Annotated in this window: 23 protein-coding genes; 8 read left to right on the plus strand and 15 right to left on the minus strand. The window is 53.2% G+C overall.

Annotated features, from left to right (window positions below; all coding sequences use genetic code 11):
- Positions 1–195: 195 nt before the first annotated feature.
- The gene (locus TH468_RS12420; protein ID WP_085644524.1) at positions 196–1,101 is read right to left on the minus strand and encodes a LysR family transcriptional regulator; all 906 of its coding nucleotides are present in this window, start codon (positions 1,099–1,101) and stop codon (positions 196–198) included.
- 105 nt (positions 1,102–1,206) lie between these two features.
- On the opposite strand from TH468_RS12420, the gene TH468_RS12425 reads away from it, so the two are divergent.
- Both TH468_RS12425 and TH468_RS12430 read left to right on the plus strand, forming a co-directional pair.
- Positions 1,207–2,244, plus strand: coding sequence for an aldo/keto reductase (locus tag TH468_RS12425; RefSeq protein WP_085644526.1), 1,038 nt, complete (start codon positions 1,207–1,209; stop codon positions 2,242–2,244).
- 129 nt (positions 2,245–2,373) lie between these two features.
- Positions 2,374–2,958, plus strand: coding sequence for a TlpA disulfide reductase family protein (locus TH468_RS12430; protein WP_085644528.1), 585 nt, complete (start codon positions 2,374–2,376; stop codon positions 2,956–2,958).
- A gap of 45 nt (positions 2,959–3,003) precedes the next feature.
- Here TH468_RS12430 and der read toward each other — a convergent pair whose 3' ends face one another.
- The 3 genes from der to TH468_RS12445 form a co-directional block, all read right to left on the minus strand.
- A complete protein-coding gene (der, locus tag TH468_RS12435) occupies positions 3,004–4,485 on the minus strand; it encodes a ribosome biogenesis GTPase Der (protein ID WP_085644530.1) in 1,482 nt (493 codons plus the stop codon).
- A 121-nt stretch (positions 4,486–4,606) separates the two neighbouring features.
- Positions 4,607–5,947 (minus strand): PQQ-like beta-propeller repeat protein, encoded by a 1,341-nt coding sequence (locus TH468_RS12440; RefSeq protein WP_085644532.1) that lies wholly within the window; start codon positions 5,945–5,947, stop codon positions 4,607–4,609.
- Positions 5,948–5,997: 50 nt separating this feature from the next.
- Positions 5,998–6,648 carry a tetratricopeptide repeat protein gene (locus TH468_RS12445; RefSeq protein WP_085644534.1) on the minus strand — a complete coding sequence of 217 codons (651 nt, stop codon included), beginning with the start codon at positions 6,646–6,648 and terminating at the stop codon, positions 5,998–6,000.
- A gap of 443 nt (positions 6,649–7,091) precedes the next feature.
- Between TH468_RS12445 and TH468_RS12450 the strand changes: the two genes are divergently transcribed.
- The 3 genes from TH468_RS12450 (at position 7,092) to TH468_RS12460 (ending at position 8,803) form a co-directional block, all read left to right on the plus strand.
- On the plus strand, positions 7,092–7,517 hold the full coding sequence (locus TH468_RS12450; RefSeq protein WP_085644759.1) for a hypothetical protein: 426 nt from the start codon (positions 7,092–7,094) through the stop codon (positions 7,515–7,517).
- A 154-nt stretch (positions 7,518–7,671) separates the two neighbouring features.
- The gene (locus TH468_RS12455) at positions 7,672–8,025 is read left to right on the plus strand and encodes a DUF2794 domain-containing protein (protein ID WP_085644536.1); all 354 of its coding nucleotides are present in this window, start codon (positions 7,672–7,674) and stop codon (positions 8,023–8,025) included.
- Positions 8,026–8,041: 16 nt separating this feature from the next.
- Positions 8,042–8,803 carry a tetratricopeptide repeat protein gene (locus TH468_RS12460; RefSeq protein ID WP_085644538.1) on the plus strand — a complete coding sequence of 254 codons (762 nt, stop codon included), beginning with the start codon at positions 8,042–8,044 and terminating at the stop codon, positions 8,801–8,803.
- A 62-nt stretch (positions 8,804–8,865) separates the two neighbouring features.
- Here TH468_RS12460 and TH468_RS12465 read toward each other — a convergent pair whose 3' ends face one another.
- The 5 genes from TH468_RS12465 to fliN all read right to left on the minus strand — a co-directional run bounded on the left by TH468_RS12465 (position 8,866) and on the right by fliN (position 15,118).
- A complete protein-coding gene (locus TH468_RS12465) occupies positions 8,866–9,894 on the minus strand; it encodes a ribonucleotide-diphosphate reductase subunit beta (protein ID WP_085644540.1) in 1,029 nt (342 codons plus the stop codon).
- 40 nt (positions 9,895–9,934) lie between these two features.
- On the minus strand, positions 9,935–11,809 hold the full coding sequence (locus TH468_RS12470) for a ribonucleoside-diphosphate reductase subunit alpha (protein ID WP_139834712.1): 1,875 nt from the start codon (positions 11,807–11,809) through the stop codon (positions 9,935–9,937).
- 72 nt (positions 11,810–11,881) lie between these two features.
- Complete coding sequence (locus TH468_RS12475) at positions 11,882–12,175, minus strand: hypothetical protein (protein ID WP_085644544.1); 294 nt, start codon at positions 12,173–12,175, stop codon at positions 11,882–11,884.
- A gap of 102 nt (positions 12,176–12,277) precedes the next feature.
- A complete protein-coding gene (locus TH468_RS12480) occupies positions 12,278–14,614 on the minus strand; it encodes a glucose/quinate/shikimate family membrane-bound PQQ-dependent dehydrogenase (protein WP_085644546.1) in 2,337 nt (778 codons plus the stop codon).
- 201 nt (positions 14,615–14,815) lie between these two features.
- The gene (gene fliN, locus TH468_RS12485) at positions 14,816–15,118 is read right to left on the minus strand and encodes a flagellar motor switch protein FliN (RefSeq protein ID WP_007090379.1); all 303 of its coding nucleotides are present in this window, start codon (positions 15,116–15,118) and stop codon (positions 14,816–14,818) included.
- A 184-nt stretch (positions 15,119–15,302) separates the two neighbouring features.
- Between fliN and TH468_RS12490 the strand changes: the two genes are divergently transcribed.
- On the plus strand, positions 15,303–16,406 hold the full coding sequence (locus TH468_RS12490) for a PLP-dependent cysteine synthase family protein (RefSeq protein WP_085644548.1): 1,104 nt from the start codon (positions 15,303–15,305) through the stop codon (positions 16,404–16,406).
- 81 nt (positions 16,407–16,487) lie between these two features.
- Here the strand turns inward: TH468_RS12490 and TH468_RS12495 are convergent, their stop codons facing one another.
- A complete protein-coding gene (locus TH468_RS12495) occupies positions 16,488–16,991 on the minus strand; it encodes an Hsp20/alpha crystallin family protein (protein WP_085644550.1) in 504 nt (167 codons plus the stop codon).
- A gap of 309 nt (positions 16,992–17,300) precedes the next feature.
- On the opposite strand from TH468_RS12495, the gene TH468_RS12500 reads away from it, so the two are divergent.
- Entirely contained in the window at positions 17,301–18,395 is a 1,095-nt protein-coding gene (locus TH468_RS12500) for an NADH:flavin oxidoreductase/NADH oxidase (RefSeq protein ID WP_085644552.1), read from the plus strand.
- A gap of 122 nt (positions 18,396–18,517) precedes the next feature.
- On the opposite strand, the gene groL is transcribed toward TH468_RS12500, so the two are convergent.
- Both groL and groES read right to left on the minus strand, forming a co-directional pair.
- Complete coding sequence (groL, locus tag TH468_RS12505; protein ID WP_085644554.1) at positions 18,518–20,173, minus strand: chaperonin GroEL; 1,656 nt, start codon at positions 20,171–20,173, stop codon at positions 18,518–18,520.
- Between the two features lie 59 nt (positions 20,174–20,232).
- Positions 20,233–20,520: a co-chaperone GroES gene (groES, locus tag TH468_RS12510; protein ID WP_007090384.1), complete on the minus strand. Its 288-nt coding sequence runs from the start codon at positions 20,518–20,520 to the stop codon at positions 20,233–20,235.
- A 441-nt stretch (positions 20,521–20,961) separates the two neighbouring features.
- Here groES and rfbC point away from each other — a divergent pair, with 441 nt between their 5' ends.
- Positions 20,962–21,525 (plus strand): dTDP-4-dehydrorhamnose 3,5-epimerase, encoded by a 564-nt coding sequence (gene rfbC, locus TH468_RS12515; protein WP_085644556.1) that lies wholly within the window; start codon positions 20,962–20,964, stop codon positions 21,523–21,525.
- A gap of 8 nt (positions 21,526–21,533) precedes the next feature.
- Here rfbC and rfbA read toward each other — a convergent pair whose 3' ends face one another.
- From rfbA to rfbB, 3 genes are read right to left on the minus strand one after another with little or no spacing between them, the layout of a single operon-like run.
- Entirely contained in the window at positions 21,534–22,415 is an 882-nt protein-coding gene (rfbA, locus tag TH468_RS12520; RefSeq protein ID WP_085644558.1) for a glucose-1-phosphate thymidylyltransferase RfbA, read from the minus strand.
- A gap of 3 nt (positions 22,416–22,418) precedes the next feature.
- Positions 22,419–23,321: a dTDP-4-dehydrorhamnose reductase gene (rfbD, locus tag TH468_RS12525; RefSeq protein WP_085644560.1), complete on the minus strand. Its 903-nt coding sequence runs from the start codon at positions 23,319–23,321 to the stop codon at positions 22,419–22,421.
- A 2-nt stretch (positions 23,322–23,323) separates the two neighbouring features.
- Positions 23,324–24,379, minus strand: a complete 1,056-nt coding sequence (gene rfbB / locus TH468_RS12530; RefSeq protein ID WP_085644562.1) for a dTDP-glucose 4,6-dehydratase — start codon at positions 24,377–24,379, stop codon at positions 23,324–23,326.
- Positions 24,380–24,405 lie beyond the last annotated feature (26 nt).

Below are 24,405 nucleotides of genomic sequence, written 5' to 3' on the forward strand. Positions count from 1 at the left end.
CCTTAGGTTGCTTGCTTGGCTCCAAACGGCGCAGCGTTGCGACTGTAAAGAAGCCTATGCCACGAGACAAGCGTATCAACGAAACCGCAAACCGTTTTGCACGACCCCATGTACGAAAAGAAACACCGACATCTAATCGGCCTTGTCCTGCAACGCACCGCACTTGTTCACCGTAATAATCAACGCGTGTTTTTTTCAGTTCAGACAGATGTTTTCGGCGCAGAAATCCAAAAATGCCCGAACACGGGCGGGTATATGCCCTCGCCCGCCAATATAAACGGCGTTAATATCGACACCGCCGCCGGGATAAAATTCATCCAGTAAAACCTCAAGCCTGCCATCCGCGACTTCCGCATAGATGTGGAACCTTGCGAGCCGCACGATACCGCCCCCTGCAAGGGCCAACTGACGAGCACTTTCGGCATCCGCAACGTCAAACACACCACCCGGGGTTACCGAAACGTCCTGCCCGTTTACCCGAAACGGCCAATCAGGAAGAACACGCTGAAAATTGTATCCGATCAATGTATGGCTTTGCAGCGCATCCACGGTCGTTGGTCGTCCATGTTTTTCAAGATATGACGGTGAGGCGGCAATTGCCATCCGGCATTGCCCAAGCTTGCGCGCAATCAGTCCGGATGACTGCAAAGGACCGCTCCGGATTGCGACATCGGCACGTTCTTCATAAAGATCAACCACCTTGTCACTGACCGTAACGTCGATGGTGATATCGGGATAACGTTCGCGAAAGTCTGGTAACAGCGGCACAAGACGATGCAGTCCGACAGGGACGTTGACCGTGACCCGCAACCGCCCACGTGGTGCCATTGCGGTTGCCGCTTCCTGTTCCGCCTCATTCAGATCGGCAATGATATCAAGTGCGCGTTCATAAAACCGCTGCCCTTCGGATGTCAGATGCAGCTTTCGGGTTGACCGGTTAAACAATCGCGTGCTCAGCCGGTCTTCCAACCGGCCCACAAGTTTGCTGACGGCGGATGGAGTCATGTTGAAATCTCGGGATGCAGCCGAAAACCCACCGCGTTCGACGACACGCACAAAGACTTCCATCTCTCCAGATCGATTGGTTTCAAGTCGGGCCATAGTGAATTCAACTCACAAATCTTCTTCTTGGGATAGCACTAGTTGAAAATACGGCCTTTGTCCATATTCCCCCCCCATGAACCATTTCCAGTGACGGAGAAAACAATGGAATACAGACAATTGGGCAATTCCGGCTTGCGCGTTCCCGCACTCAGCTTTGGGGCCGGTACCTTTGGCGGCCAAGGCCCCTTGTTCGGCGCATGGGGTACAATTGATGCCCGCGAAGCCAGCCGAATGATCGACATTAGCCTCGAAGCCGGGCTGAACATGTTCGACAGTGCCGACGTATATTCCGATGGTGCATCCGAACAGGTTCTGGGCGAAGCCATTAAAGGACGCCGCGACAAAATCATTCTGTCGACCAAACTGGCCTTGCCGGTTGGCGATGGCCCGAATGACTTTGGCACCTCGCGCCACCGCCTGATCACGGCAACCGATGCCGCCCTGAAGCGGTTGGGAACCGATTACATTGATCTGCTGCAACTTCACGCCTTTGATGACTTCACCCCGATTGATGAAGTCTTATCAACGCTTGATGACCTCGTACGTGCCGGTAAGCTGCGTTATATCGGCGTATCGAACTTTGCCGGGTGGCAAATCATGAAGTCACTCGCCGTATCTGATCGCCTTGGGTACAGCCGCTATGTCGCCCATCAGGTTTACTATTCACTGGTCGGGCGCGATTACGAATGGGACCTGATGCCGCTGGCGCAGGATCAGGGACTTGGCGCACTGGTCTGGAGCCCCTTGGGCTGGGGTCGGTTGACCGGTAAAATCCGCCGCGGCACACCGATCCCTGATGGCAGCCGCCTGCATGAAACCTCACAATTCGGCCCACCGGTCGAAGAAGATCACCTGTATGACATTGTCGATGTGCTTGATGAACTGGGTGCCGAAACCGGCAAAACCGTCCCACAGATTGCCATCAACTGGCTGCTGCACCGCCCTACGGTGGCATCTGTGATTATCGGGGCACGCAATGAACAGCAATTGCGCGACAATCTGGGTGCGGTTGGCTGGTCCCTTTCCAGCGAACAAATCGCCCGTCTTGATGCCGTCCGCAAAAGGCAACCACCCTACCCGCATTACCCTTATTACATCCAGGAAGGCTTCGCCCGACTAAACCCGCCATTATTTGCATAAGGATTACAAATACCTGCAACAGGGCCGATCACCCGGTATTGATCACAACGGATTGATCGGCTCTGTCTTGTCTTTGCCAACATCAACGGTTAGTCGGAACATCCGGTTTGATCATGCCACGGATACCCGATGCGATTTTTGCGCTGCCTCATCCTTTCTGCAATATTTACTATCACGGCACCTGCCATCGGAGGGACTGAAACGTCACGCCTGTCGCTGATTGGCGAAAGCAGCCAGTTTGTCGAACTTGATCCGCAACGGATTGCGCGCAACACCCGATTTTATGACCGGCGAAATCAGCAGACCAGTATCAAGACCTATCGCAGCAAGGTGGTACTGGTAAATTTCTGGGCCAGCTGGTGCCTGCCCTGTATGGCTGAAATGCCGTCGCTTGATCAGTTGGCCTATGATCATTCCAATGATGACCTTGTCATCATTCCGGTCTCGATAGATGAAGACGGATTGTTGGCGGCCATTCCCTTTTACCGCCGTTTGGGTCTTGAAAATCTTGACCTTTTCGTCGATCCGAACGGCGAAACCGCTTATAGCAACCGTGACAATCCAAAGAATGCCGAGTTTGCCCTTTATGGCCTGCCGATCACATATGCCCTTGATCGTGATGGCCGTATTCTTGGCTATGTAACCGGGTTGGTCGACTGGCAGTCAGACGATGCTGCCGATTTCATTGACCGTCTTTTAGAGCCTGCCAAATAAAAACGGAGGCATTCACGCCCCCGTTGATGCTTCTGCACTCAGGCCCTATCGTTTTTTCTTCTTGTTGCCATAGGGGTTGTCACTGCTACGCAGATAAATGCGGATCGGAACACCCGGCATGTCGAAATCCTCGCGCAGACCATTAATCAGGTAGCGCGTATAGCTTTCGGGCAGCTCGGCCGCCTTGGAGCAGTTGATAAAGAAGCTTGGTGGACGCGATTTTGCCTGGGTCATATACCGCAGACGGATACGACGGCCGGAAATAACCGGTGGCAGATGGCGCTCGGTAATGGCTTCAAGCCAGCGGTTCAGCTGCGAGGTCGGAATACGACGGCTCCAGATATCATAAATATCAAGGACTGTCGGCATCAAGGTATCTGTCCCGCGACCGGTAAGGGCCGAGAATGTCAGGATCGGAATACCCTTGGCCTGCGCAAAGGACGTATCAAGCTTGTCGCGCAGTGCCGACATCACACCGGATTTGTCTTTGACCGCGTCCCACTTGTTCACCGCAATGATAAGCGCACGACCTTCTTCCAGGACCATACGCGCAATCGTCAGGTCCTGTTTATCAAGCGTATTGGTCGCATCGAGCATAATGACAACCACTTGCGCATAGCGGATCACGCGCAAGGTATCGGTCACAGACAGCTTTTCAACCCGATCATCAATCTTCTTCTTGCGGCGCATTCCGGCGGTATCGACCAGACGGATCGGACGACCTTCATAGGACCAGTCAACCGCGATGGAATCACGGGTCAAACCGGCTTGCGGCCCTGTCATCACGCGGTTTTCACCCAGAAGCTGGTTCAGAAGGGTCGATTTGCCCACATTCGGACGACCGACAATCGCAAGCTGGATTTTCGAGTTGTCCTTGCGAACAACTTCTTCCTCGCCTTCATCGTCTTCGTCATATTCGATTTCAAAGGACGGGAAAGAACCATCGTCCTCCTCCATCTCGTCATCTTCGAAATCGTCATCGATGGCAGCAATATCGCCTTCCTTGCGCGCCTTGCGCTGCTTGTCGCGATATTCTTCCCAATGGGGACGCATGATATCGATCAGCAATTCCATGCCAAGGCCATGCTCGGCTGAAATCGGCGCAACATCGCCAAGACCAAGGCCATAAGCCTCGTACAGGCCTGCATCCTGATCCCTGCCCTCGTGCTTGTTGGCAATCACATAAACCGGCTTCTTGCGTTTGCGCAGCCAATCGGCAAAGTGATTGTCAAGCGGGGTCAGGCCCGCACGCGCATCGATCAGGAAAAACGCAATGTCACATTCTTCAAAGGCCATTTCGCTTTGCTGGCGCATTTTGCCTTCGATGGAATCGTCAAATACCTCTTCCAGACCGGCGGTATCGATAATATCGAACCCCATATGGCCAAGACGCGCCCTGCCATAACGGCGATCACGCGTGACGCCCGGCTGGTCATCAACCAGCGCCAGCTTCTTGCCGACCAGACGGTTAAACAAGGTCGACTTCCCGACATTGGGGCGACCGATAATGGCTACTTTCAGCGACATCTGACTTTCAGACTCATTGTTATAAAACGGCGATGTGCGCCGAGGGGCAGTTTACCCCGTTCCGGCGCACGCGCATATCAGGCAAAAGATCGGATCTTTCGCAAAAACTGTGTTCTACCTGTTAGCGATACGCGATTAGATCGGCATCCGCAGTCAGGAAGTAAAGACTGTCACCCGCAACAGACGGCGGCAAGGTGATCGGGCCAGAAACTTCATCCTTGCCAATGATCTCGCCACTATACGGGGAAACAGTCATGATTTCGCCCTGCTCGTTTCCAACGATCAACCGGTCACCAACCAGGACCGGACCGGTCCATACCATCGGGCCTTCCTGATCTTCGGGATCGACAAAACGCGGCAAAGCAGTCACCCATTTAACCTGTCCGGTGTCTCGACGCAAGGCTATCAGGTCATTTGTGTTGGTAAGGATGAAAACATAATCGCCCGCAACCCACGGCGACTGGATGCCTCCGGCTTCCAGTTCCCAGACGCGGTACCCGGTGCGAAGGTCAATCGCAACCGTCAAACCGGCATTACTGGTGGCAATCACCAGATTATTGTCAATCACCGGAAGACCGCGAATATCGGCAATCGCGGAAACCGCATCGGTGCGCCCCGCCGATGCCAGCGCATCGGACCAGATCACCTGACCGTTTTCAACACGAAGCGCGTACATTTCACCGGTCGTGTAAGCCGAAATAACAACCCCTTGGTCAACCGCCGGGCTGGCACCACCGATAAAGGAAGCACCTTCAGATGCGCCGCGATGGCTCCAAAGTGTCTCGCCAGTCATTGCGTTCAGTGCGACAGTCTGGTTATCAACCGTTACCACAAAAACGCGCCCACCGCGAACCGTCGGCGCACCACGCATCGGTGCTGTCACCTGTGAACGCCACATTACGGTCGCACTCGGTGCATCAATCGCAATCACCTCTGCAAAGCCGGTGGTTGCATAAAGAATACCGTTCTCATAAGCCAGACCACCGCCCAGAAGCGTGCTGTCCTCGTCCTCGTCCTCGGCCAGCTCAAGCGACCAGATACGCTTGCCCGACTTGGCGCTGAACGCACGAACGACCGCATCGGCATCAATGGTAAAGACCACGCCCCGCGCCACAATTGCCTGGTTGAGCAGAAGATTGTCATCCATCGATCCTTCGCCGATACCGACCGACCAATCCTGACGCAAAACATCGTTGTCCAGACCGACATGATGAAGTGCGTGGCTTGGCAAACCGCCATTCTGCGGCCAGTCAACCATTGGCTCGGGTTCCGGCAGGATCACACGCTGATCGCTCAGGGCAACATCGGGCTGAACGGTACTTTCAAGCGATAGAACCGCAAGACGTTCCCCCGGAAGCGGCGGATCTTCGGATTCTCCAAGCCAGCTTGAGCATGCCGAAACGGCAACCGACATGCCCATGACGCACAAAAGGGATTTAATGTTGCGTGGTCTCAAAACCATATCCTCTGATCCAGTCCCTGTGAACAGGTTGCCTGTGCCATTCCCGCCAATCAGGCGCCAACGGCTTTCAGAATTTCACTTGCGCGGGCGCGCATGCCTGACGGTGCTTCACTGTCATCGGCAATCTCGGTCAGCAGCGGCTTTGCTGCTTCGACCTCACCTGCTGCGATATGAAGCATCGCGATCATTTCACGTGCCGAGTAGTACCAGGGATTTTCAGGCACAGCGATCGGTTCCAAACGCGAAATCAAATCCTTGGCATTTGATGCGTCGGCGTTGTTCATCGCAATTTGAACCACGGCAAGGTCGCGATAGATCTTTTCGACGTCGCTATTACCCGCAATTACCTCAAGCTCGGCGACCGCGGAATCTTTCGCCCCGGCGCGAAGATAAATTGCCGCCTTCTGGAAATGACCAAGGGCGACAAAACCGGCATCACCATCGGCAATGATCGCATCAAGCGCACCCAGTGCCGCATCCTGCTTTTCTTCACCAGCCTGTGCCAGTTCAATGGCATTTGCCATGCGCGTGCCGTTTTCGATGCGCGAATTTTCCTCGTAGCTTTTCCAGCCTTCACGTCCGGCAACACCCAGCACGATCACGGCCGCCACACCGACGATGTATTTGCCGTATTTGCGCCACAGCGCTTCATTGCGCTCGCGCTTGAGGTCTTCTTCGACTTCCTGGAAAATATCAACCACGAAAACCGCTCCAATCCGATCAAAAGAAAGCGGGCAACCTGCCCGCTTGTCAGAATTAATTCCGGCAAGGATTTAACGCGCCAGTGCGCAAGGGGTCAAGTCCGCTGCACACCCGGGGCCGTCAATATCGCAATTAAATCCCACAATGCTGTATTTCCCATCTAAAACTGCCAACCACAACATTGTTTTTTATCCTGTGAACAAACCTTCACAGGAAAGAATTGCCGCATGCGATGCTAGCCCGAGCGACCGCCTGCCGCCAAAATCAAAACCTGCCGTTCGGTTAATTGCCAAACCCGGCTGAAATGTGGCCAATCCGTCCCAACATCAAAAACCGTATTTGTGACAACCAAAACGGCACGTGGATTGCATTTGTAAATTCGGGAAACGGAATTTTAATCGCCACCGGGCAAATACTGACCGGTCGATGCACGGAGATCAGGATGACAAGCTTGCACAAGGCCCAAAGCCGACAAGAGGCGAAACGGATGATCCGTCAGCGCGTTCTGGCTGGAATATTCGCAACGCTGCTTGGCGCCGGAGTCTCTGGCTGCGACACTACCGCCTCCGACATCGCAGGCACACACATCTTTACCGGTGTCGAATGGTATATAGCGCTCGACGTTGTCAGCATCATCAACACCGACAAAACACTGGTCGATCACGTCGTTTCCCTCTCGACTGGCCGGGATTGTTCAACCATCCGCAAGATAGATGGCAAGTCATACTGCAAAAAGGACCCGGTTCCGGAACCGCCACTTTATTGCTATCGCACCTTGGCCGCCGTCAGCTGCTATCGCACGCCTGATCCCTATAACACCGGTGCACAGACCGTTGACTGGCCACCAACCCGGTCCCGAAGCCTTTAGCCATCTCAACCACCTGAAATCCCACATATATTTGTAAAAATTTTCATATTGCGGCCCTTTCAAACTTGAGGCCGCAGATAAACCACGCTACCGTGTCATACGGGCGTCACAAATGCCCGGCCCCGGCCTTTTGAAATTACGTCCGGAGAAAGACATGGGTACATTGTTCAATCTGGCTCAATACCGCAAAGCCAAAAGCTTTGTGCATTTCGACCGGACTGAATTGATGCAGCTCATGAACACCTATTCCAGACAAGTCGCAAGTGGCGCATGGCGCGACTATGCCATTGATCACCTTGATGGCATGGCCATGTTCTCCATCTTCCGTTCCTCGCACGAAACAGCCATATTCACCGTCATCAAGCTTGGTGCGGATCACAAGAATGCCGGGCATTTCGTTGCACTTCACAGCGGTGAAAAAATCAAACAAAGCTCCGAAATCCAGAACGTTCTTGATGCCGTTGAAAAACGCGCACGCAAAGTCGTCCCGCTGCTCAAATCCCGTTAAAGATCGGTTTCGCCTTTTGCCCCTTTCCAGACTTACTTTCTTCTCGCCCAATCGCGGCAATCGCACCATCCTGTGTGGTTTTCTTGTTTTGGTCGCATATACTTTTCATGCCCCACCGGCACAGGCCGACTACACCAGTGGTTATAAGGCCTATCAGGCGGGGAATTATGAAATGGCCCGCGCACAGTGGCGCGTTGCCGCACAGGAAGACGATCCACGTGCGCAATATGCTCTTGGCCTGCTTTACTATCGCGGCCTTGCCGGACCACAGGACTACCGACAGGCGGCAGATTGGTTTGCCCTTGCAGCACGCTCTAATCATGCAAATGCAATCTATTACCTTGGGCTGATGTATTTCAATGGCTGGGGGCTGCGCTATGACCAGTTCCGCGCCACTGAATTCTTGAAACGTGCTCTTCGTGCCAACGGGAACAATACCGATGCCGCCTTTCTGATTGGCGAACAGTATTTTCACGGGCGTGGAGCGGAACAAAACTATGTTGAAGCCGCCCATTATTACAGGATTGCCGCCGAAAAAGGCATGCATGCCGCCCAATTCATGCTTGGTGCGATGCTGGAACGTGGCTGGGGTGTTGAACCGGATTATGCCGATGCCTATTACTGGCTACGCCGTTCTGCCCTTGGCCCCCGCCCCCTGCCGCCCGGTGTCGAACTTGAAATGGATCCGGCAACGGCAATTACCAATCTTGAATCAAAGCTGCGCCTTGAAGAAATCAGACGTGTTGACAAACGGCTACAGGAATTGGCTGTTCCCTGAACCAGAACACAAAAGGCCACCCAAAGGCGGCCTTTTGCATGATATCCGTTCCGTAACCGGGATCAGGAAAATGCTTCGTCCCAAGTACCGCGCGTTGCGGCTTTTGAATATTCCGTCGCGCGGTTTTCAAAGAAGTTGGTGTGCTCGACCGCATTCAGCATCGCATCCATCCATGGTAACGGGTTCTGTTCAATCCCGTATTGCCCCTTAAGACCAAGCTGGCTCAGGCGGCGATCAGCGATATAGCGGATGTATTTCTTGATATCTTCCGCTGTCAGGCCCTGCACCGCACCGGCTTCGAAGGACAGATCGATAAACGCATCTTCGTGACTGACGATGGTTTTGCAGGCCTCGATCAGGTCGCTGCGCATTTCGTCATCCCAGATTTCCGGGTTCTCTTTGCAGAATGTCCTAAACAGGCGGATGATGCTTTCGCAATGCAGGCTTTCATCGCGAACCGACCATGTGACGATCTGCCCCATGCCCTTCATCTTGTTAAAGCGAGGGAAATTCATCAGCATCGCGAATGATGCAAACAGTTGCAGACCTTCGGTGAATGCGCCAAATACCGCAAGCGTCTTGGCGATGTTCCGCTTGCCCTGTGTGGTTAAACGCAGGTCGCCATGCTCGTCGGTATACTCGTCTTCCGGACCGATGCCCCAGATTTGCATATAGTCGTATTTGTCCTTCATTTCCTTGTACTGGAAGAAGGCCTCATACTCGGCTTCGGGCATGCCAATGGTATCAAGAAGGTGCGAATAGGCTGCTACATGGATGGTTTCCATGTTGGAAAATGCTGCCAGCATCATCTGGACTTCGGTTGGTTTGAATACGCGCGTATAATGGCGCATATAGCAGTTATTGACCTCGATATCCGACTGAGTAAAAAAGCGGAAAATCTGCGTTAGCAGGTTGCGCTCGGCATCGGAAATCGTGTGGTTCCAATCCTTGACGTCATCGGCCAGCGGCACCTCTTCGGGCAGCCAGTGAATTTGCTGCTGGGTCAGCCACGCCTCATAGGCCCACGGATAACGGAACGGCTTGTAGACCGGGTTTTCCGTCAGAAGATCAATTACTTTATCGTCAGACATATCGTCACTTCTCGCAAAAATTCTGTGTGCTCAAGCCGCCTTACTGGCAGGCGAGACATTCATCATAATCGGGTTCGCTGGCTGCCTGTGCGGCGGCGGCCGCAACCAATGCCGGGATTTCAAACGAGCTTTCCGGGCTTGGCATATCGTCATCATTCGACTTCGCACGCCCCGGAATGTTCGCAACCACCTCGGCCCGCTGGATCGATTTCGACCGGCAGTAATAAAGGCTTTTGACCCCCTTTTTCCATGCCTGGAAATGGATCTGATGAAGGTCCCGTTTATGAACATTTGACGCCAGGAAGATGTTCAGTGACTGCGCCTGATCAATCATCGGCGTGCGATCACCGGCAAGTTCGATCAGCCAGCGCTGATCAAGCTCGAACGCAGTCTTGAAGATGTCTTTTTCCAGATCAGACAGGAAATCAAGATGCTGAACCGATCCTTCATGCACCGTGATGGATGTCCAGACTTCTTCAGTATTCCGACCTTTTTCTTCCAGAACCTCGGCAAGATACTTGTTACGCACGTTAAACGAGCCCGAAAGCGTCTTGTGAGTGTAGGAGTTCGCCGCCATCGGCTCGATTCCCGGCGAAGCACCGCCGCAAATGATCGAAATCGATGCGGTCGGCGCAATTGCGGTTTTGTTCGAGAAACGGGCTTTGATGCCGTATTCGGCCGCATCCGAGCATGAACCGCGTTCTTCCGCCAACTTTTCAGATGCCGCATCGGCATGCTTTTTCAAGTGATCGAAAATCTGCTTGTTCCAGACCTTGCTCATCACCCCTTCAAGCGGCACTTTCTGTGCCTGAAGGAAGGAATGGAAGCCCATCACGCCAAGACCAACCGAACGTTCACGCATAGCGGAATATTTCGCACGCGCCATGGTATCGGGTGCATGATCGATAAAGTCCTGAAGCACGTTGTCAAGGAAACGCAGAATATCTTCGATGAACTGCATGTCATCCTTCCAGGTCAGATAATGTTCAAGGTTCAGCGACGACAGGCAGCAAACAGCCGTACGATCCCCGCCCAGATGATCCTTACCGGTCGGCAACGTGATTTCCGAACACAGGTTCGATGTCTTGACGCTAAGCCCGGCCAGCTTGTGGTGTTCCGGCACCGCACGGTTCACGGTGTCGATGAACAGCATATAGGGCTCGCCTGTTTCAACGCGCGATGTCAGCAAACGTATCCACAATGAACGCGCGCTGATTTTGCGCACAACATGCCCGTCTTTGGGGGATGTCAGCGCCCATTCTTCATCATTTTCAACCGCCCGCATGAAGGCATCCGAAATCGCAACGCCCTGATGCAGGTTCGGCGTCTTACGGTTCGGGTCACCACCGGTCGGGCGGCGCATCTCGGAAAACTCTTCGATCTCTGGATGGCTGACCGGCATATAAACCGCGGCCGATCCACGGCGCAACGATCCCTGACTGATCGCCAGTGTCAGGCTGTCCATCACGCGAATGAACGGCACCACCCCGGACGTCTTTCCATTCTTGCCGACCTTTTCCCCAATCGAACGCAGATTGCCCCAGTACGAACCGATTCCGCCGCCACGTGCCGCAAGCCAGACATTCTCTGTCCAGATATCGACAATACCGCCAAGATTATCGTCTGCTTCATTCAGGAAGCAGGAAATCGGCAAGCCTCGCGTGGTCCCGCCATTCGACAGGATCGGGGTCGCTGGCATGAACCAGAGCTTGGAAATATAATCATAAAGACGCTGCGCATGCGCTTCATTGTCACCATAGTAGCTGGCAACGCGCGCAAACAGATCCTGATAGCTTTCGCCCGGCATCAGATAACGGTCATTCAAAACCGCCTTGCCAAAGTCAGTCAGCAATGCATCGCGCGAACGATCAACAATAACGCGCGCACCTTTCTCGTGCTGCACCACATCCAGCATCTTCATGCTTGTAGTCCCCTTACCTGAACGGTCGCCCGTTGGCGGCGATCCGCTTCCTGTTTGTTATCTTCATCAAACGGCGTTTGCCTGACCCGGCTCCGGTTGACGGACTGCCAGATCATGAAAAATAGCCGTTTCCAATGCCGTTTGAAAATGGTTATGCCTGCTCAAAGCCGGATTGAAAACACAATATGTAGTGGGAATGGATAAAAAATCGTCAATCGATTGTATCAGTTCCGTTACAATCCCGGATATCCAATGATTCGCGGCAAAGGCATTTTTTACGCCCCCTGCGGTCAAGCAAAAGATCAGCAAAATTTTTGCGAACAGCTTGATCCCAAAGGTTGAGTTTGGGGTGATCAGCATCCTTCAAATACGCAAAACGCCAGTTGCGATTCCCGATTTGAATTGTCCCAAACAAAAAGCGCCCGGACAAACCGGGCGCTTTTACAGATATTCGAAACGTGCTTAGGGCAGTTTATAAGCCACCACGTAATCACCGGCCGTGGTTCCGATGGAACCATGCCCACCAGCAACGATCAGCACATATTGTGTGCCGTCATCGGTGGTGTAGGTCATCGGCGTTGACTGCCCGCCAGCAGGCAGCCGTGCCTCCCAAAGCTGTTTGCCCGTGGTGACGTCATAGGCACGAAAGTAGTTATCAACCGCCGCTCCAAGGAACGCCACACCACCCTTGGTGATGATCGGACCACCGATGCCTGGCACACCAAGCTCGAACGGTAATGGCAGGGGTGTCATGTCCTCAACCGTACCGTTTTTATGCTTGTAAACAACCTCGCCAGTGCGAAGGTCCGCCCCCGCGACATAGCCCCATGGCGGAGCTTGGCAAGGTACACCAACTGGTGACAGGAACGGCCCCATACTGACTGCATAAGGCGCGCCTTCATTGCGGTTGATCCCCATCTCGCTGGCTTTTTCCGTACCGCGCGGCGGCACTTCGTCGCGTGGGATCAATTGCGATGTGAAAGCAAGATATGTCGGCATGCCGAACATGATCTGTTTTTCGGGATCAATCGCCACACTGCCCCAATTGAATGTGCCGAAATTACCGGGATAAACCAGCGTCCCTTCCAAAGAAGGCGGGGTATAACGGCCTTCATATTTCAACTGATGGAACTGAATGCGACATGCCAGCTGATCAAACAGTGTAATGCCCCACATATCCTTTTCCGTCAGCGGTTCGGGCATGAAGGTCAGGTCCGATACCGGCTGTGTCGGCGCTGTGAAATCTTCCGGGATCGCACCGCCAGGTGCGGGAACTTCCCTAACCGGAATGATCGGTTCGCCCGTCCGGCGATCAAGGACATAGATATCACCCTGCTTGGTCGATCCGACAAGTGCCGGGACATTTTCACCATCGGATGTGGTGATATCGAGCAACGCGGGCTGGGCCGGAACATCCATATCCCAAAGGTCGTGATGCACCGTCTGGCGCACCCACTGGACCTGTCCGGTTTCAAGGCTAAGCGCGACGATGGATGATGAATAGGTTTCAACCTCTTCACTACGACCCATACCCAATTGATCGGGCACCTTGTTGCCCAGCGGCACATAGATCATGCCGAGCTCCTCATCTGCACTCGACACTGACCAGCTATTGGGTGAATTCGCGGTATAGGTCTGACCTTCGGGGATCGGTTCGGTCTGTTCCGGATTGCCGGAATCCCAGTTCCACACCAGCTCACCGCTATTGACGTCATAGGCACGAATGACACCCGACTGGGATTTGGTCGAATAATTGTCATTCACCGCGCCGCCAATAATGATCTTGCCATCAGCAACGACCGGCGGCGAGGTAGAATAATAATATCCGGCCGGGTTGTAGGGCATTCCGTCTTCCAGATGGACGGTTCCCTGATCACCAAAGTCGGCGCAAATCTCGCCGTTATTAGCATCAAGAGCAATCAGTCGCGCATCCGACGTCGGCAGATACACCCGTGCGGCACACGATGCATCTGCTAACATCGCGGTATCCTGATAGAATGTCACCCCTCGGCAGGTCTGGTGCTGCCGGTCGGTATTATCGGGAACTTCCGGATCAAACCGCCATTTTTCCTGCCCGGTTTTGGCATCGATCGCCATTGCCCAGCTATGCGGCGTACACAGATAAAGCGTGTCATTGATCTTAAGGGGGGTCACCTGATAGGTCGTTTCAGGCACGTCTTCGGACCGCCTGACATCGCCGGTCTGAAAAACCCACGCCTGTTCAAGTGTCGCAACATTATCGGTGTTGATCTGATCAAGAGGCGAATAACGTTGCCCGAACGGTGTCCGTCCATATTGATGCCAATCACCTGCCGGAACATCGCCTCCCAGGTCAGGACTGGAAACAACCGGGCTGTCGTTTAACTGGCCCTCGATTGCATGAGGGTTATTCATCATCGAATACACCGCAACAACAATCGCCAGGACAAGGCTGCCCTCCAGCACGAACGAACGTGTTGGTTTGACTTCCGGCACTGGCTGCCCGACCAGAAGCGTCTTGCGATAGGCAGGCATGGCAAGCCACAGGCCGATCAAAACAATCAAACCACCGCGCGGTCCCAACTGCCACCAGTCAAACCCGACTTCCCAAACGGCCCAGCCAAGGCTTGCGATCATGAAAAGTGCGTAAAACGGTAAAACGACAGGTCGTTTTGCGAATGAAAGAGCCGCGGCAATCAGAAATGCCAATCCGGCAAATGCATAATACCAGCTACCATCCAGCAAAATAAGCCAGACGCCCCCGGCACCAAGTGCCAGTCCGATCAAGGCCAGCAACCCGGATGTCAGAATATTGATCATGAGATTGTCCTCGTTGTGCGTAAAAGCGGGACATACCGACACAGCCTTTGACCACAAAATGGCAGGTTAAAGGCAGTATCGGCATTTTTTCCAGAACGCACAGACAGCAACACCGGTTCCAACCAACATCGGAAAAATAAAAACCACCGGCCGTTAACAATCCGGTGGTTTGCAAAATCGCCGAGTTCTTTGGAAAATCTCTTAGTGATGGGTCTCGATAATGGTGCCAGATTTAACAACTTCGGTGATCGTTACACCAAGGTTTTCATCCACGACAACGAGTTCCCCACGTGCCACCAACCGGTTATTGACGTAAATATCAACCGGCTCCCCCACTTTGCGATCCAGTTCAAGAACCGCACCGCGGGTCAGGCGCATCAATTGTGCAACCTGAATCTGGCTTTTGCCGATCACGGTCGATACGCGTACCGGCACATCATACGCCGCCCCGATTTCAGATGCAGCGTGACGTTTGGCAAAAGGATCGTCGTCGTTTTTAGCCATGGTAACCAGATCACCCGGATAAAATGGAAGAATCGCGAAACTCTATTCTAGAGGTTAGCTTTGAAAAAAGTGTTAGCAAGCTTATTCGCAAAATTTACGGTAGTTTTCTGTATAATAATCGCCTACATGAAGAAACCTTCAACGATCCGCGTCACCAGCGCCAAACAGAAATACAGGACTTTTCATGAGCTACGATCGCCAATGGGTGGCTGATGCCATCAACATCATCGAAGCCGACTTCAACCGGTCTGCAGACACCCATCTGATCCGTCTTGATCTGCCGTCACTTGATGGCATCGGGCTTTACCTCAAGGATGAATCGACCCATCCGTCCGGCAGCCTGAAGCATCGCCTGGCGCGTTCATTGTTCCTGTATGGCCTTTGCAATGGCTGGATATCCAAAGACACCCCGATCATCGAGGCATCAAGCGGCTCCACTGCCGTGTCCGAAGCCTATTTTGCACGCCTTCTGGGGCTTCGCTTTATTGCGGTGATGCCCAAATCCACATCACAACAGAAAATCGATCAGATCGCCTTTTATGGCGGCGAAAGCCATCTGGTCGATCACAGCGGCCAGATTTATGCCGAATCACAGCGCCTCGCGCGCGAGCTGGGCGGCCATTACATGGATCAGTTCACCTATGCCGAACGCGCAACCGATTGGCGAGGCAACAACAATATCGCCGAAAGCATCTTTGACCAGCTCAAACGCGAACCCCACCCTGTTCCGCGCTGGATCGTGGTCGGTGCCGGTACGGGCGGGACATCTTCGACCATCGGCCGCTATATCCGTTACGGACAAATCCTTGGCATGGGATGCGAACTTTGCGTCGCCGATCCGGAAAACTCGGTTTTCTATGACGCTTATGAAACCGGCAAATGCGACATCACCGGGCAAAAGGCATCACGCGTCGAAGGCATAGGTCGCCCGCGCGTTGAACCAAGTTTTAACCCCAACGTCGTCGATCACATGATCCGCGTACCGGATGCCGGAAGCTTCGCCGCCCTGCAATATCTGGAAAAACATATGGGCCGTCGCTGCGGCGGGTCGACCGGCACCAACCTGATCGCCACCCTGTCACTGATCAGTCAGATGAAAAAGGCCGGTGAAACCGGATCAGTCGTGACCCTGCTGTGTGATGGCGGTGACCGCTATCGCGACACCTATTATAACCCGGACTGGATCGCCAGACAGGGTATCGACCTTGCACCTTGGTATGCGGCCCTCGAAGCCTTTGATAAAACCGGTATGTTTGAAATGCCGATGGATTGCTGCACGGCTCACTGACCATCGCCATGTGGCTGGAAACAAAAAAGACGGGCGGATTTCTCCGCCCGTTCAGGTGCTTCATCAAGGTTGAGGCAAAACTTAGCCCGAAATCGCGATCTTGCGCGGCTCCGGCTTCACTTCCGCTACTTTAGGGAGAGTGAGCGTCAGGACACCGTTCTTGAACGATGCCGCAATCTTGTCTGCATCGACGGTATCGGGCAGACGGAATGAACGTTTGAAGCTGCCATAGGTACGTTCGATAACGCGGACACCATCATTGCTTTCACGGGTTGATTTCTTTTCACCCGTAATCGTCAGGACACCTTCAAGCACCGAGACATCAACATCGCCCTGTTCAACACCCGGAAGTTCGGCGGAAAGTTCGATATTGTCATCGGTCTCATGAACATCGATACGTGGGGTCAAAAGCTTTTGCGGCGCTTCATTGCCACTTGTATCGGCAGAATTCACAAGCCCGTCACGTCCAAAGATCGAGCCGATCATACGATCAAAATCACGTCCAAAAACGCCAAACGGATCACCATATGCCGGACGCGAAGCCAAACGACGAGCAGTACCATTTACAGTCTGAAGACCAGTCATAATTACCCTCCTAAACAGACAGGTAGTTCTTGCGTCGCAGGTCCAGTCATGCTGCAACCCTGACGCGCACAAGGCCACCAAGGCCCTTCAATTCAACAAATAGATCAGGGCGTTTTTTCCGCAAGTAGGCGCGCGCATTTTTTTGAAAAAATTTTTGCACCTTACTTCACTATCCTCCCTGCCCTTATCTGTCCGATCATTCCACAAGACGGAAAACCCTTGGGTCCCTATGGCGCGAACAGCAATTTCCAACTAGCTTCATGTCATTGTCGGCAGGAACCCATCCCCCCACTGATACAGGACACCTCAATGAGTCACCTTTTTACGCAGCTCTGCCTTGGCAAGCTTGAACTGGAAAACCGCATTGTCATCGCACCGATGTGCCAGTATTCCGCCGAGAACGGAAAGTTTACCGCATGGCATGACATGCATCTGGGCAATTTGGCCCAATCAGGCGCCGGTCTTCTGATTATAGAAGCCACCGCAATCGAACCGGAAGGTCGCATTACCTATGGTGATGTTGGATTGTGGGATGATGAAACCGAAGCAGCTTTTGGCAAGACCCTCGCCGCTGTGCGCAGCCATTCCGACATGCCAATTGCCATCCAGCTTGCCCATGCCGGGCGTAAGGCATCCTGCGAAAAGCCTTGGGATGGCGGTGGCGCGATTGCACCGGATCATAAAAATGGCTGGCAGGCTGTTGCCCCGTCCGCTGTTCCGTTCCGTGCAGGCGACCCGGAACCCGAGGCACTCAACACCTCGCGCATCAGCGAAATCATTCAGGGCTTTGCCGATGCGGCCAAGCGCGCGGATCGACTTGGTCTTGATGCCATCGAAATTCACGGGGCACACGGGTACCTGCTCCATCAATTCCTCTCACCACGTTCCAACAAACGCGATGACGACTATGGCGGATCGCTCGAAAATCGTATGCGGATCGTGATCGAGGTTTATGATGCAGTTCGCGCAGCTTTCGATCCAGCCAAACCGGTCGGCATTCGGATTTCGGCTTCTGACTGGGTCGAAGGCGGCTGGGATATTGATCAAAGCGTTGAACTGGCCCGTGTCCTGAAGGAACGCGGTTGCGATTTTATCCATGTGTCATCTGGCGGTCTTCACATCGATCAGAAAATCCCCGTTGGCCCGAACTATCAGGTTCCCTTTGCAGATCGCATCAAATCGGAGACCGGCATCACCACCATCGCGGTTGGCCTGATTACCGAAGCAGAACAGGCAGAGGCCATTGTCTTCACCGGTCAGGCCGATGCAATTGCGCTGGCGCGTGGCATTCTTTATGACCCGCGCTGGCCGTGGCATGCGGCAGCAAGCCTTGGTGCCGAAGTCAAGGCGGCCAATCAGTATCTGCGCTGTCAGCCACGCACACTTAAAAAGCTGTTCGGTTAATCTGGAAAATCCCCGCAACCTATATGATTGCGGGGATTTTTGTCGTAATCGATACAAAAACGAAAAGGGCCTCGCAAATGCGAGACCCTTTCCGTAGCAAGAATGTCGGTTGGTGGTAAGGCTTAGAAGCCCATACCGCCCATGCCGCCCATACCACCCATGCCGCCCATGTCAGGCGCGCCACCGGAGGATTTATCTTCCGGCTTTTCAGCGATCATGCATTCGGTGGTGATCAGCAGACCTGCGACCGATGCTGCGTCCTGCAGGGCAGTACGAACAACTTTGGCCGGGTCGATGATGCCGGCTTTGACCAGATTGGTGTATTCACCTTTCTGGGCGTCGAAGCCGAATTCAACATCATCCTGCTCAAGCAGCTTGCCTGCGACAACCGCACCGTCAACACCTGCGTTCTGAGCGATCTGACGGACCGGAGCCTGCAGCGCGCGACGAACGATGTCGACACCGATAGTCTGGTCGTGGTTTGCACCTTCAAGACCATCAAGAGCGCGGGTTGCGTACAGCAGAGCCGTACCACCACCAGCAACGATACCTTCTTCAACAGCAGCGCGGGTTGCGTGCAGGGCATCGTCAACGCGGTCTTTGCGTTCTTTCACTTCGATTTCCGAAGCGCCACCGATTTTGATCACGGCAACACCGCCAGCGAGTTTCGCAAGACGTTCCTGCAGTTTCTCACGGTCGTAATCCGAAGTGGTTTCTTCGATCTGTGCACGGATCTGGCCAACGCGGGCTTCGATCTGGGCTTTCTCACCTGCACCATCAACGATGGTGGTTTCTTCTTTGGTGATGGTGATCGATTTCGCGGTACCGAGCATATCAAGCGTAACGCTCTCAAGCTTGATGCCGAGATCTTCGGAGACAACCTGACCACCGGTAAGGATGGCGATGTCTTCGAGCATTGCTTTGCGACGGTCGCCGAAGCCCGGTGCTTTGACAGCAGCGATTTTCAGACCACCACGCAGCTTGTTGACGACCAGCGTTGCAAGAGCTTCGCCTTCGACGTCTTCAGCAATGATAAGAAGCGGCTTGCCCGACTGAACGGCAGCTTCCAGAAGCGGCAGCAGCGGCTGCAGCGAGGAAACTTTTTTGTCGAACAGAAGAACATACGGGTTGTCGAGTTCCGCAACCATCTTTTCCGGATTGGTTACGAAGTACGGCGAAAGGTAACCACGGTCGAACTGCATGCCTTCGACAACGTCGAGTTCAGTGTGCAGGCCTTTGGCTTCCTCGACGGTGATAACGCCTTCGTTGCCAACCTTTTCCATGGCTTCAGCGATCATGTCGCCGACTTCACGGTCACCGTTAGCCGAAATGTTACCGACCTGAGCAATCTCATCCTTACCCGACACTTTACGTGCGCGGCCCTGGATGGCTTCAATTACTTTGGTGGTCGCAAGATCGATGCCACGTTTCAGGTCCATCGGGTTCATGCCGGCAGCAACGGACTTGTTGCCTTCACGAACGATTGCCTGTGCGAGAACGGTTGCAGTGGTGGTGCCGTCACCAGCCAGATCGGCGGTTTTGGAAGCCACTTCGCGCAGCATCTGTGCGCCCATGTTTTCGAACTTGTCAGAAAGTTCGATTTCCTTGGCGACCGAAACACCGTCCTTGGTCACGCGCGGCGCGCCAAAGGATTTTTCGATGACAACGTTACGGCCTTTCGGGCCGAGCGTCACTTTAACGGCATCAGCAAGGATGTCGACACCGCGCAGCATTTTGGCGCGTGCGTCGGTGGAGAATTTTACTTCTTTAGCAGCCATAATATTCTTTCCTCTCTATGAGACGGATGAACGTGGATTTGAGTCACCAGAAGGCTGACTTATTCCATGATGCCCATAATGTCGGACTCTTTCATGATCAGCAGCTCTTCGCCATCGACCTTGACTTCGGTGCCCGACCATTTGCCGAACAGAACCTTGTCACCAGCCTTGACGTCGAGCGCGACAAGCGAGCCGTCTTCTTTGCGAACACCGGAACCGACAGCGATGATCTCGCCTTCCTGCGGTTTTTCTTTCGCGGTATCCGGGATAATGATGCCACCGGCAGTCTTGGTGTCGGATTCGACACGACGCACCAGCACACGATCATGTAACGGACGGAACTTCATGTTAGACAACTCCGTGTTTAAGTATGGCTCGATTAAGTACAAAACTAACCGGGATGAGCCCGTATTAGCACTCACCCCCGGCGAGTGCTAACAGCATGTATTGAAACCATCGGAATTTGTCAACAGAAGAGAGCAAAAGGACGCAAAAATGTCATGATTTTGGGGATTTTCTCGCACTTGCGAGAATCAAGCCGGAGCGCTTCGCCCACGCGCCGCGCCACGATCATTTTCTGACGTCTTGCCTATCACGCGACACCTCACATGACAAAGGGCAATATTGTGACACGATTTCCGAAACCCTTCATTCGCCAAGATAAACTCATTGGCGGACTTTGATGTAACCAAATCCCCAACGCATCTCTATCAGTTATGCTAAGTAGAATATTCGTCTTGCAGGTCATTAGCCCGATTGGACCACTTGGGTCTCAAAATGGTGATTTTATGAAGATCGAATCCTTGGAAATCCCCGAAGTCAAACTACTCTTCCCGAGAAAATTCGAAGACGAGCGGGGATTCTTCTCCGAAACCTATAATCACGAGGAGTTTTCACAGGCTGGAATCACGCAGGATTTCGTTCAGGATAACCATTCCTTTTCCAAAAGCCCCGGTGTTTTGCGCGGCCTGCATTTCCAGCGCGAACCGTATGCCCAAGACAAACTCGTTCGGGTTCTGCGCGGTCGCATCCTCGACGTTGCCGTCGACATTCGTCCCAATTCGCCAACACTTGGGAAATCGGTTATTGCCGAAATCAACGCCGATGACTGGAACCAGATTTTTGTTCCGAGCGGGTTTGCTCATGGTTTTCTGACGCTCGCCCCTGACACAGAAGTCGTCTACAAGGTCAGCAGGCCTTACACCCCTTCGGCCGAGCATGCCATTCTATGGAACGATCCCGATCTTGCCATTGACTGGCCGATGGATGAAAGCCAGTTGATACTGTCAGCTAAAGATACCAATGCTATGTCGTTCAAAAAGTATCTCGAAACAGTTAGAGACGAAAACTGAACTGTCGTCTAAATCCGATGCAAGCTGCGCAAAACGGATATTAGATAGTCACGATACGAGCTGGCACCAAAGGCATCAATCAGCTTTTCAAATTGCCCCTCATCAATCAGACCTGTACGTAATGCTATTTCTTCGGGGCAAGCAATTTTAAGGCTTTGCCGCTTTTCTACTGTTTCAACAAAGTTTGCGGCATCAAGCATCGCACCATGGGTTCCAGTATCAAGCCAGGCATATCCGCGCCCCATCTTTTCCACATTCAACTGCCCGCGTTCCAGATACGCATTGTTGACATCGGTAATTTCAAGCTCGCGACGCGCCGATGGTTTTATGGATCTTGCGATTTCAACGATCTGCGCGTCATAGAAATACATCCCGGTCACGGCATAATTCGATTTCGGCTCTTTCGGCTTTTCCTCAATTCCTTTTGCCATTCCCTTGTTATCGAATTCGACGACACCGTAACGTTCAGGGTCCTGCACATAATAGGCAAAAATCGTTGCGCCGGTGGTCTGCTTCATCGCGTTGACCAGAAGTTCGGTCAGACCATGGCCGAAAAATATGTTATCCCCCAGAATCAGACAGCACGGGTCATTGCCGATAAAGGCAGCCCCGACCCGAAACGCGTCGGCAAGGCCGCGGGGCTCTTCCTGCACTGCATATTCGATCTGAAGCCCCCACCTCTGACCATCCCCCAACAGCTCACGAAATAACGGTAAATCGCGCGGCGTACTGATCAAAAGGATTTCCCTGATCCCGGTCAACATCAATGTCGTCAGCGGGTAATAGACCATTGGCTTGTCGTAAACCGGCAACAGTTGCTTTGACACAACCATTGTCGACGGATGCAAACGCGATCCGGTTCCACCCGCCAGAATGATGCCTTTACGCATTTTCTATCTGCCCGCTTCAAGGTTGTTCAAGCATGTCGGAAGGCTTTCCGAAATATCGGGCGGCCCATAACCAAAAGTATCGGCAAATTTCTGTGTCGACATTATGGAATAGGCCGGACGCTTGGCAATCGTTGGAAAGGCATCCGAAGTGACCGGATCGATCCTGCAATTTTTTCCGATCCAGTTTGCCCCAAACTGCGCAATCGCGACATCCTGAATACGTTTGGCGAAATCAAACCATGTCATCGGATTATCGGAAACAAGATGATAGGTCCCAAATCCGTAAAAATTCGGATCAAGTATCACCGGTAATAATCGCAAGGTCGCATTCGCCAGATCAATTGCCGATGTCGGACATCCATGCTGATCATTCACAATCGTCAGAACATCACGTTGCGTCATCAATCCCAGCATCGTCTTGACGAAATTCTTGCCAAACGGGCTGTAAACCCAGGCAGTACGGAAAATAAGGTGGCGCTTAGCCGAAGCCCTCGCCGCGCTTTCGCCTGCCAGTTTGCTGGCACCGTAAACGCCAAGTGGCGCGACCGGATCATCTTCGCAGTATGGTCGCTGTGACGCGCCATCAAAAACATAATCGGTTGAAAAATGGATCAGCGGAATATCAAGATCGTCGGCAGCCCGGGCCATCATATCAACGGCATCGCAATTGACCCGATAGGCGCTGTCACGATCATTTTCAGCAAGATCAACGGCCGTATAAGCAGCCGCATTGATGATCACCTGCGGATCATTGTCGCGAATCACGGCGGCAATAGACGACAGATCGGATAAATCGCACTTGTTCCGACCCAAGAGTGTCAAACGGACTTTCGGGAAAGCCGCGCCACATACCGCCAGACTTCTTCCCAATTGGCCGTTCTCGCCAAAGACAAGTGCGTTAATCATCACTATTTTACCGTTCCGAGACGCTCACCCGCATATTTATCTTTCAGGATCGGCTCCCACCACACCCGATTTGCCAGATACCATTTCACTGCCTGCTCCAGACCACTTTCAAAGCTGTGTTTTGGTTCCCAGCCAAGCTCGTCGCGTATCTTCGATGGATCAATCGCATACCGCCAGTCATGCCCCGGGCGGTCGGTCACGAACCGAACCTGCGCCTCAAAGTCACCTGTCACAGCATCGGGCTGAAACCGCGACACAACATCAAAGATGCTGCGCACGACATCAATATTTGCAACTTCGTTGCAACCACCGACATTGTATTTCTCGCCAATTCGTCCCTCGGTCAAAATGGTAAAAAGCGCGTCTGCATGGTCTTCAACATGAAGCCAGTCCCGCGTGTTTTTGCCATCGCCATAAACCGGCAACGCCCTGCCATGCAAGACATTCAGGATCATCAGGGGGATCAGCTTCTCGGGGAATTGATAGGGCCCGTAATTGTTCGAACAATTGCTGATAATCACCGGCAACCCATACGTATGATGCCAGGCGCGCACCAGGTGATCCGATCCCGCCTTGCTTGCAGAATATGGCGAATTGGGCGCATAGGGGGTTTCTTCTGTAAAAAGCCCCTCGTCCCCAAGCGAACCATACACCTCGTCAGTCGAAATATGATGAAACCGGAAAGTCGACCGTCGTTCAGCAGATAAGCCGTTGAAATAATCCCGTGCTGCTTCCAGCAGGGTGAATGTACCAACAAGATTCGTCTGAATAAATTCAGACGGCCCGTCAATCGAACGGTCTACATGGCTTTCTGCCGCCAGATGCATCACGGCGTCGGGCCGAAAATCATCAAATACCCGGTCAAGTTCCGCCCGGTTGCAGATATCCTGTTTTACGAAATGGTAATTGGGCAGCGAGGAAACACTTTGAACAGTGCGCAAATCGGCCGCATATGTCAGCTTATCAAGGTTGAGAACCTCAATCTTTTTCTGCCCGGCCAAAAGCCGACAGACCGCCGACCCGATAAACCCTGCACCACCTGTCACAATGACCTTCATAGGCCCCGCCCGTTTATCCAACTTTG

This window comes from Thalassospira sp. MCCC 1A03138 (assembly GCF_002115785.1).
In the GTDB taxonomy this organism is placed as follows: Bacteria; Pseudomonadota; Alphaproteobacteria; order Rhodospirillales; family Thalassospiraceae; genus Thalassospira.

Excerpts from the sequence above, each read along its gene's own strand:
- TH468_RS12420 (WP_085644524.1), bottom strand. The coding sequence starts at position 1,101 with ATGGCCCGACTTGAAACCAATCGATCTGGAGAGATGGAAGTCTTTGTG.
- TH468_RS12425 (WP_085644526.1), top strand. The coding sequence starts at position 1,207 with ATGGAATACAGACAATTGGGCAATTCCGGCTTGCGCGTTCCCGCACTC.
- TH468_RS12430 (WP_085644528.1), top strand. The coding sequence starts at position 2,374 with ATGCGATTTTTGCGCTGCCTCATCCTTTCTGCAATATTTACTATCACG.
- der (WP_085644530.1), bottom strand. The coding sequence starts at position 4,485 with ATGTCGCTGAAAGTAGCCATTATCGGTCGCCCCAATGTCGGGAAGTCG.
- TH468_RS12440 (WP_085644532.1), bottom strand. The coding sequence starts at position 5,947 with ATGGTTTTGAGACCACGCAACATTAAATCCCTTTTGTGCGTCATGGGC.
- TH468_RS12450 (WP_085644759.1), top strand. The coding sequence starts at position 7,092 with ATGACAAGCTTGCACAAGGCCCAAAGCCGACAAGAGGCGAAACGGATG.
- TH468_RS12455 (WP_085644536.1), top strand. The coding sequence starts at position 7,672 with ATGGGTACATTGTTCAATCTGGCTCAATACCGCAAAGCCAAAAGCTTT.
- TH468_RS12465 (WP_085644540.1), bottom strand. The coding sequence starts at position 9,894 with ATGTCTGACGATAAAGTAATTGATCTTCTGACGGAAAACCCGGTCTAC.
- TH468_RS12470 (WP_139834712.1), bottom strand. The coding sequence starts at position 11,809 with ATGCTGGATGTGGTGCAGCACGAGAAAGGTGCGCGCGTTATTGTTGAT.
- TH468_RS12475 (WP_085644544.1), bottom strand. The coding sequence starts at position 12,175 with ATGCTGATCACCCCAAACTCAACCTTTGGGATCAAGCTGTTCGCAAAA.
- TH468_RS12480 (WP_085644546.1), bottom strand. The coding sequence starts at position 14,614 with ATGATCAATATTCTGACATCCGGGTTGCTGGCCTTGATCGGACTGGCA.
- fliN (WP_007090379.1), bottom strand. The coding sequence starts at position 15,118 with ATGGCTAAAAACGACGACGATCCTTTTGCCAAACGTCACGCTGCATCT.
- TH468_RS12490 (WP_085644548.1), top strand. The coding sequence starts at position 15,303 with ATGAGCTACGATCGCCAATGGGTGGCTGATGCCATCAACATCATCGAA.
- TH468_RS12495 (WP_085644550.1), bottom strand. The coding sequence starts at position 16,991 with ATGACTGGTCTTCAGACTGTAAATGGTACTGCTCGTCGTTTGGCTTCG.
- TH468_RS12500 (WP_085644552.1), top strand. The coding sequence starts at position 17,301 with ATGAGTCACCTTTTTACGCAGCTCTGCCTTGGCAAGCTTGAACTGGAA.
- groL (WP_085644554.1), bottom strand. The coding sequence starts at position 20,173 with ATGGCTGCTAAAGAAGTAAAATTCTCCACCGACGCACGCGCCAAAATG.
- groES (WP_007090384.1), bottom strand. The coding sequence starts at position 20,520 with ATGAAGTTCCGTCCGTTACATGATCGTGTGCTGGTGCGTCGTGTCGAA.
- rfbC (WP_085644556.1), top strand. The coding sequence starts at position 20,962 with ATGAAGATCGAATCCTTGGAAATCCCCGAAGTCAAACTACTCTTCCCG.
- rfbA (WP_085644558.1), bottom strand. The coding sequence starts at position 22,415 with ATGCGTAAAGGCATCATTCTGGCGGGTGGAACCGGATCGCGTTTGCAT.
- rfbD (WP_085644560.1), bottom strand. The coding sequence starts at position 23,321 with ATGATTAACGCACTTGTCTTTGGCGAGAACGGCCAATTGGGAAGAAGT.
- rfbB (WP_085644562.1), bottom strand. The coding sequence starts at position 24,379 with ATGAAGGTCATTGTGACAGGTGGTGCAGGGTTTATCGGGTCGGCGGTC.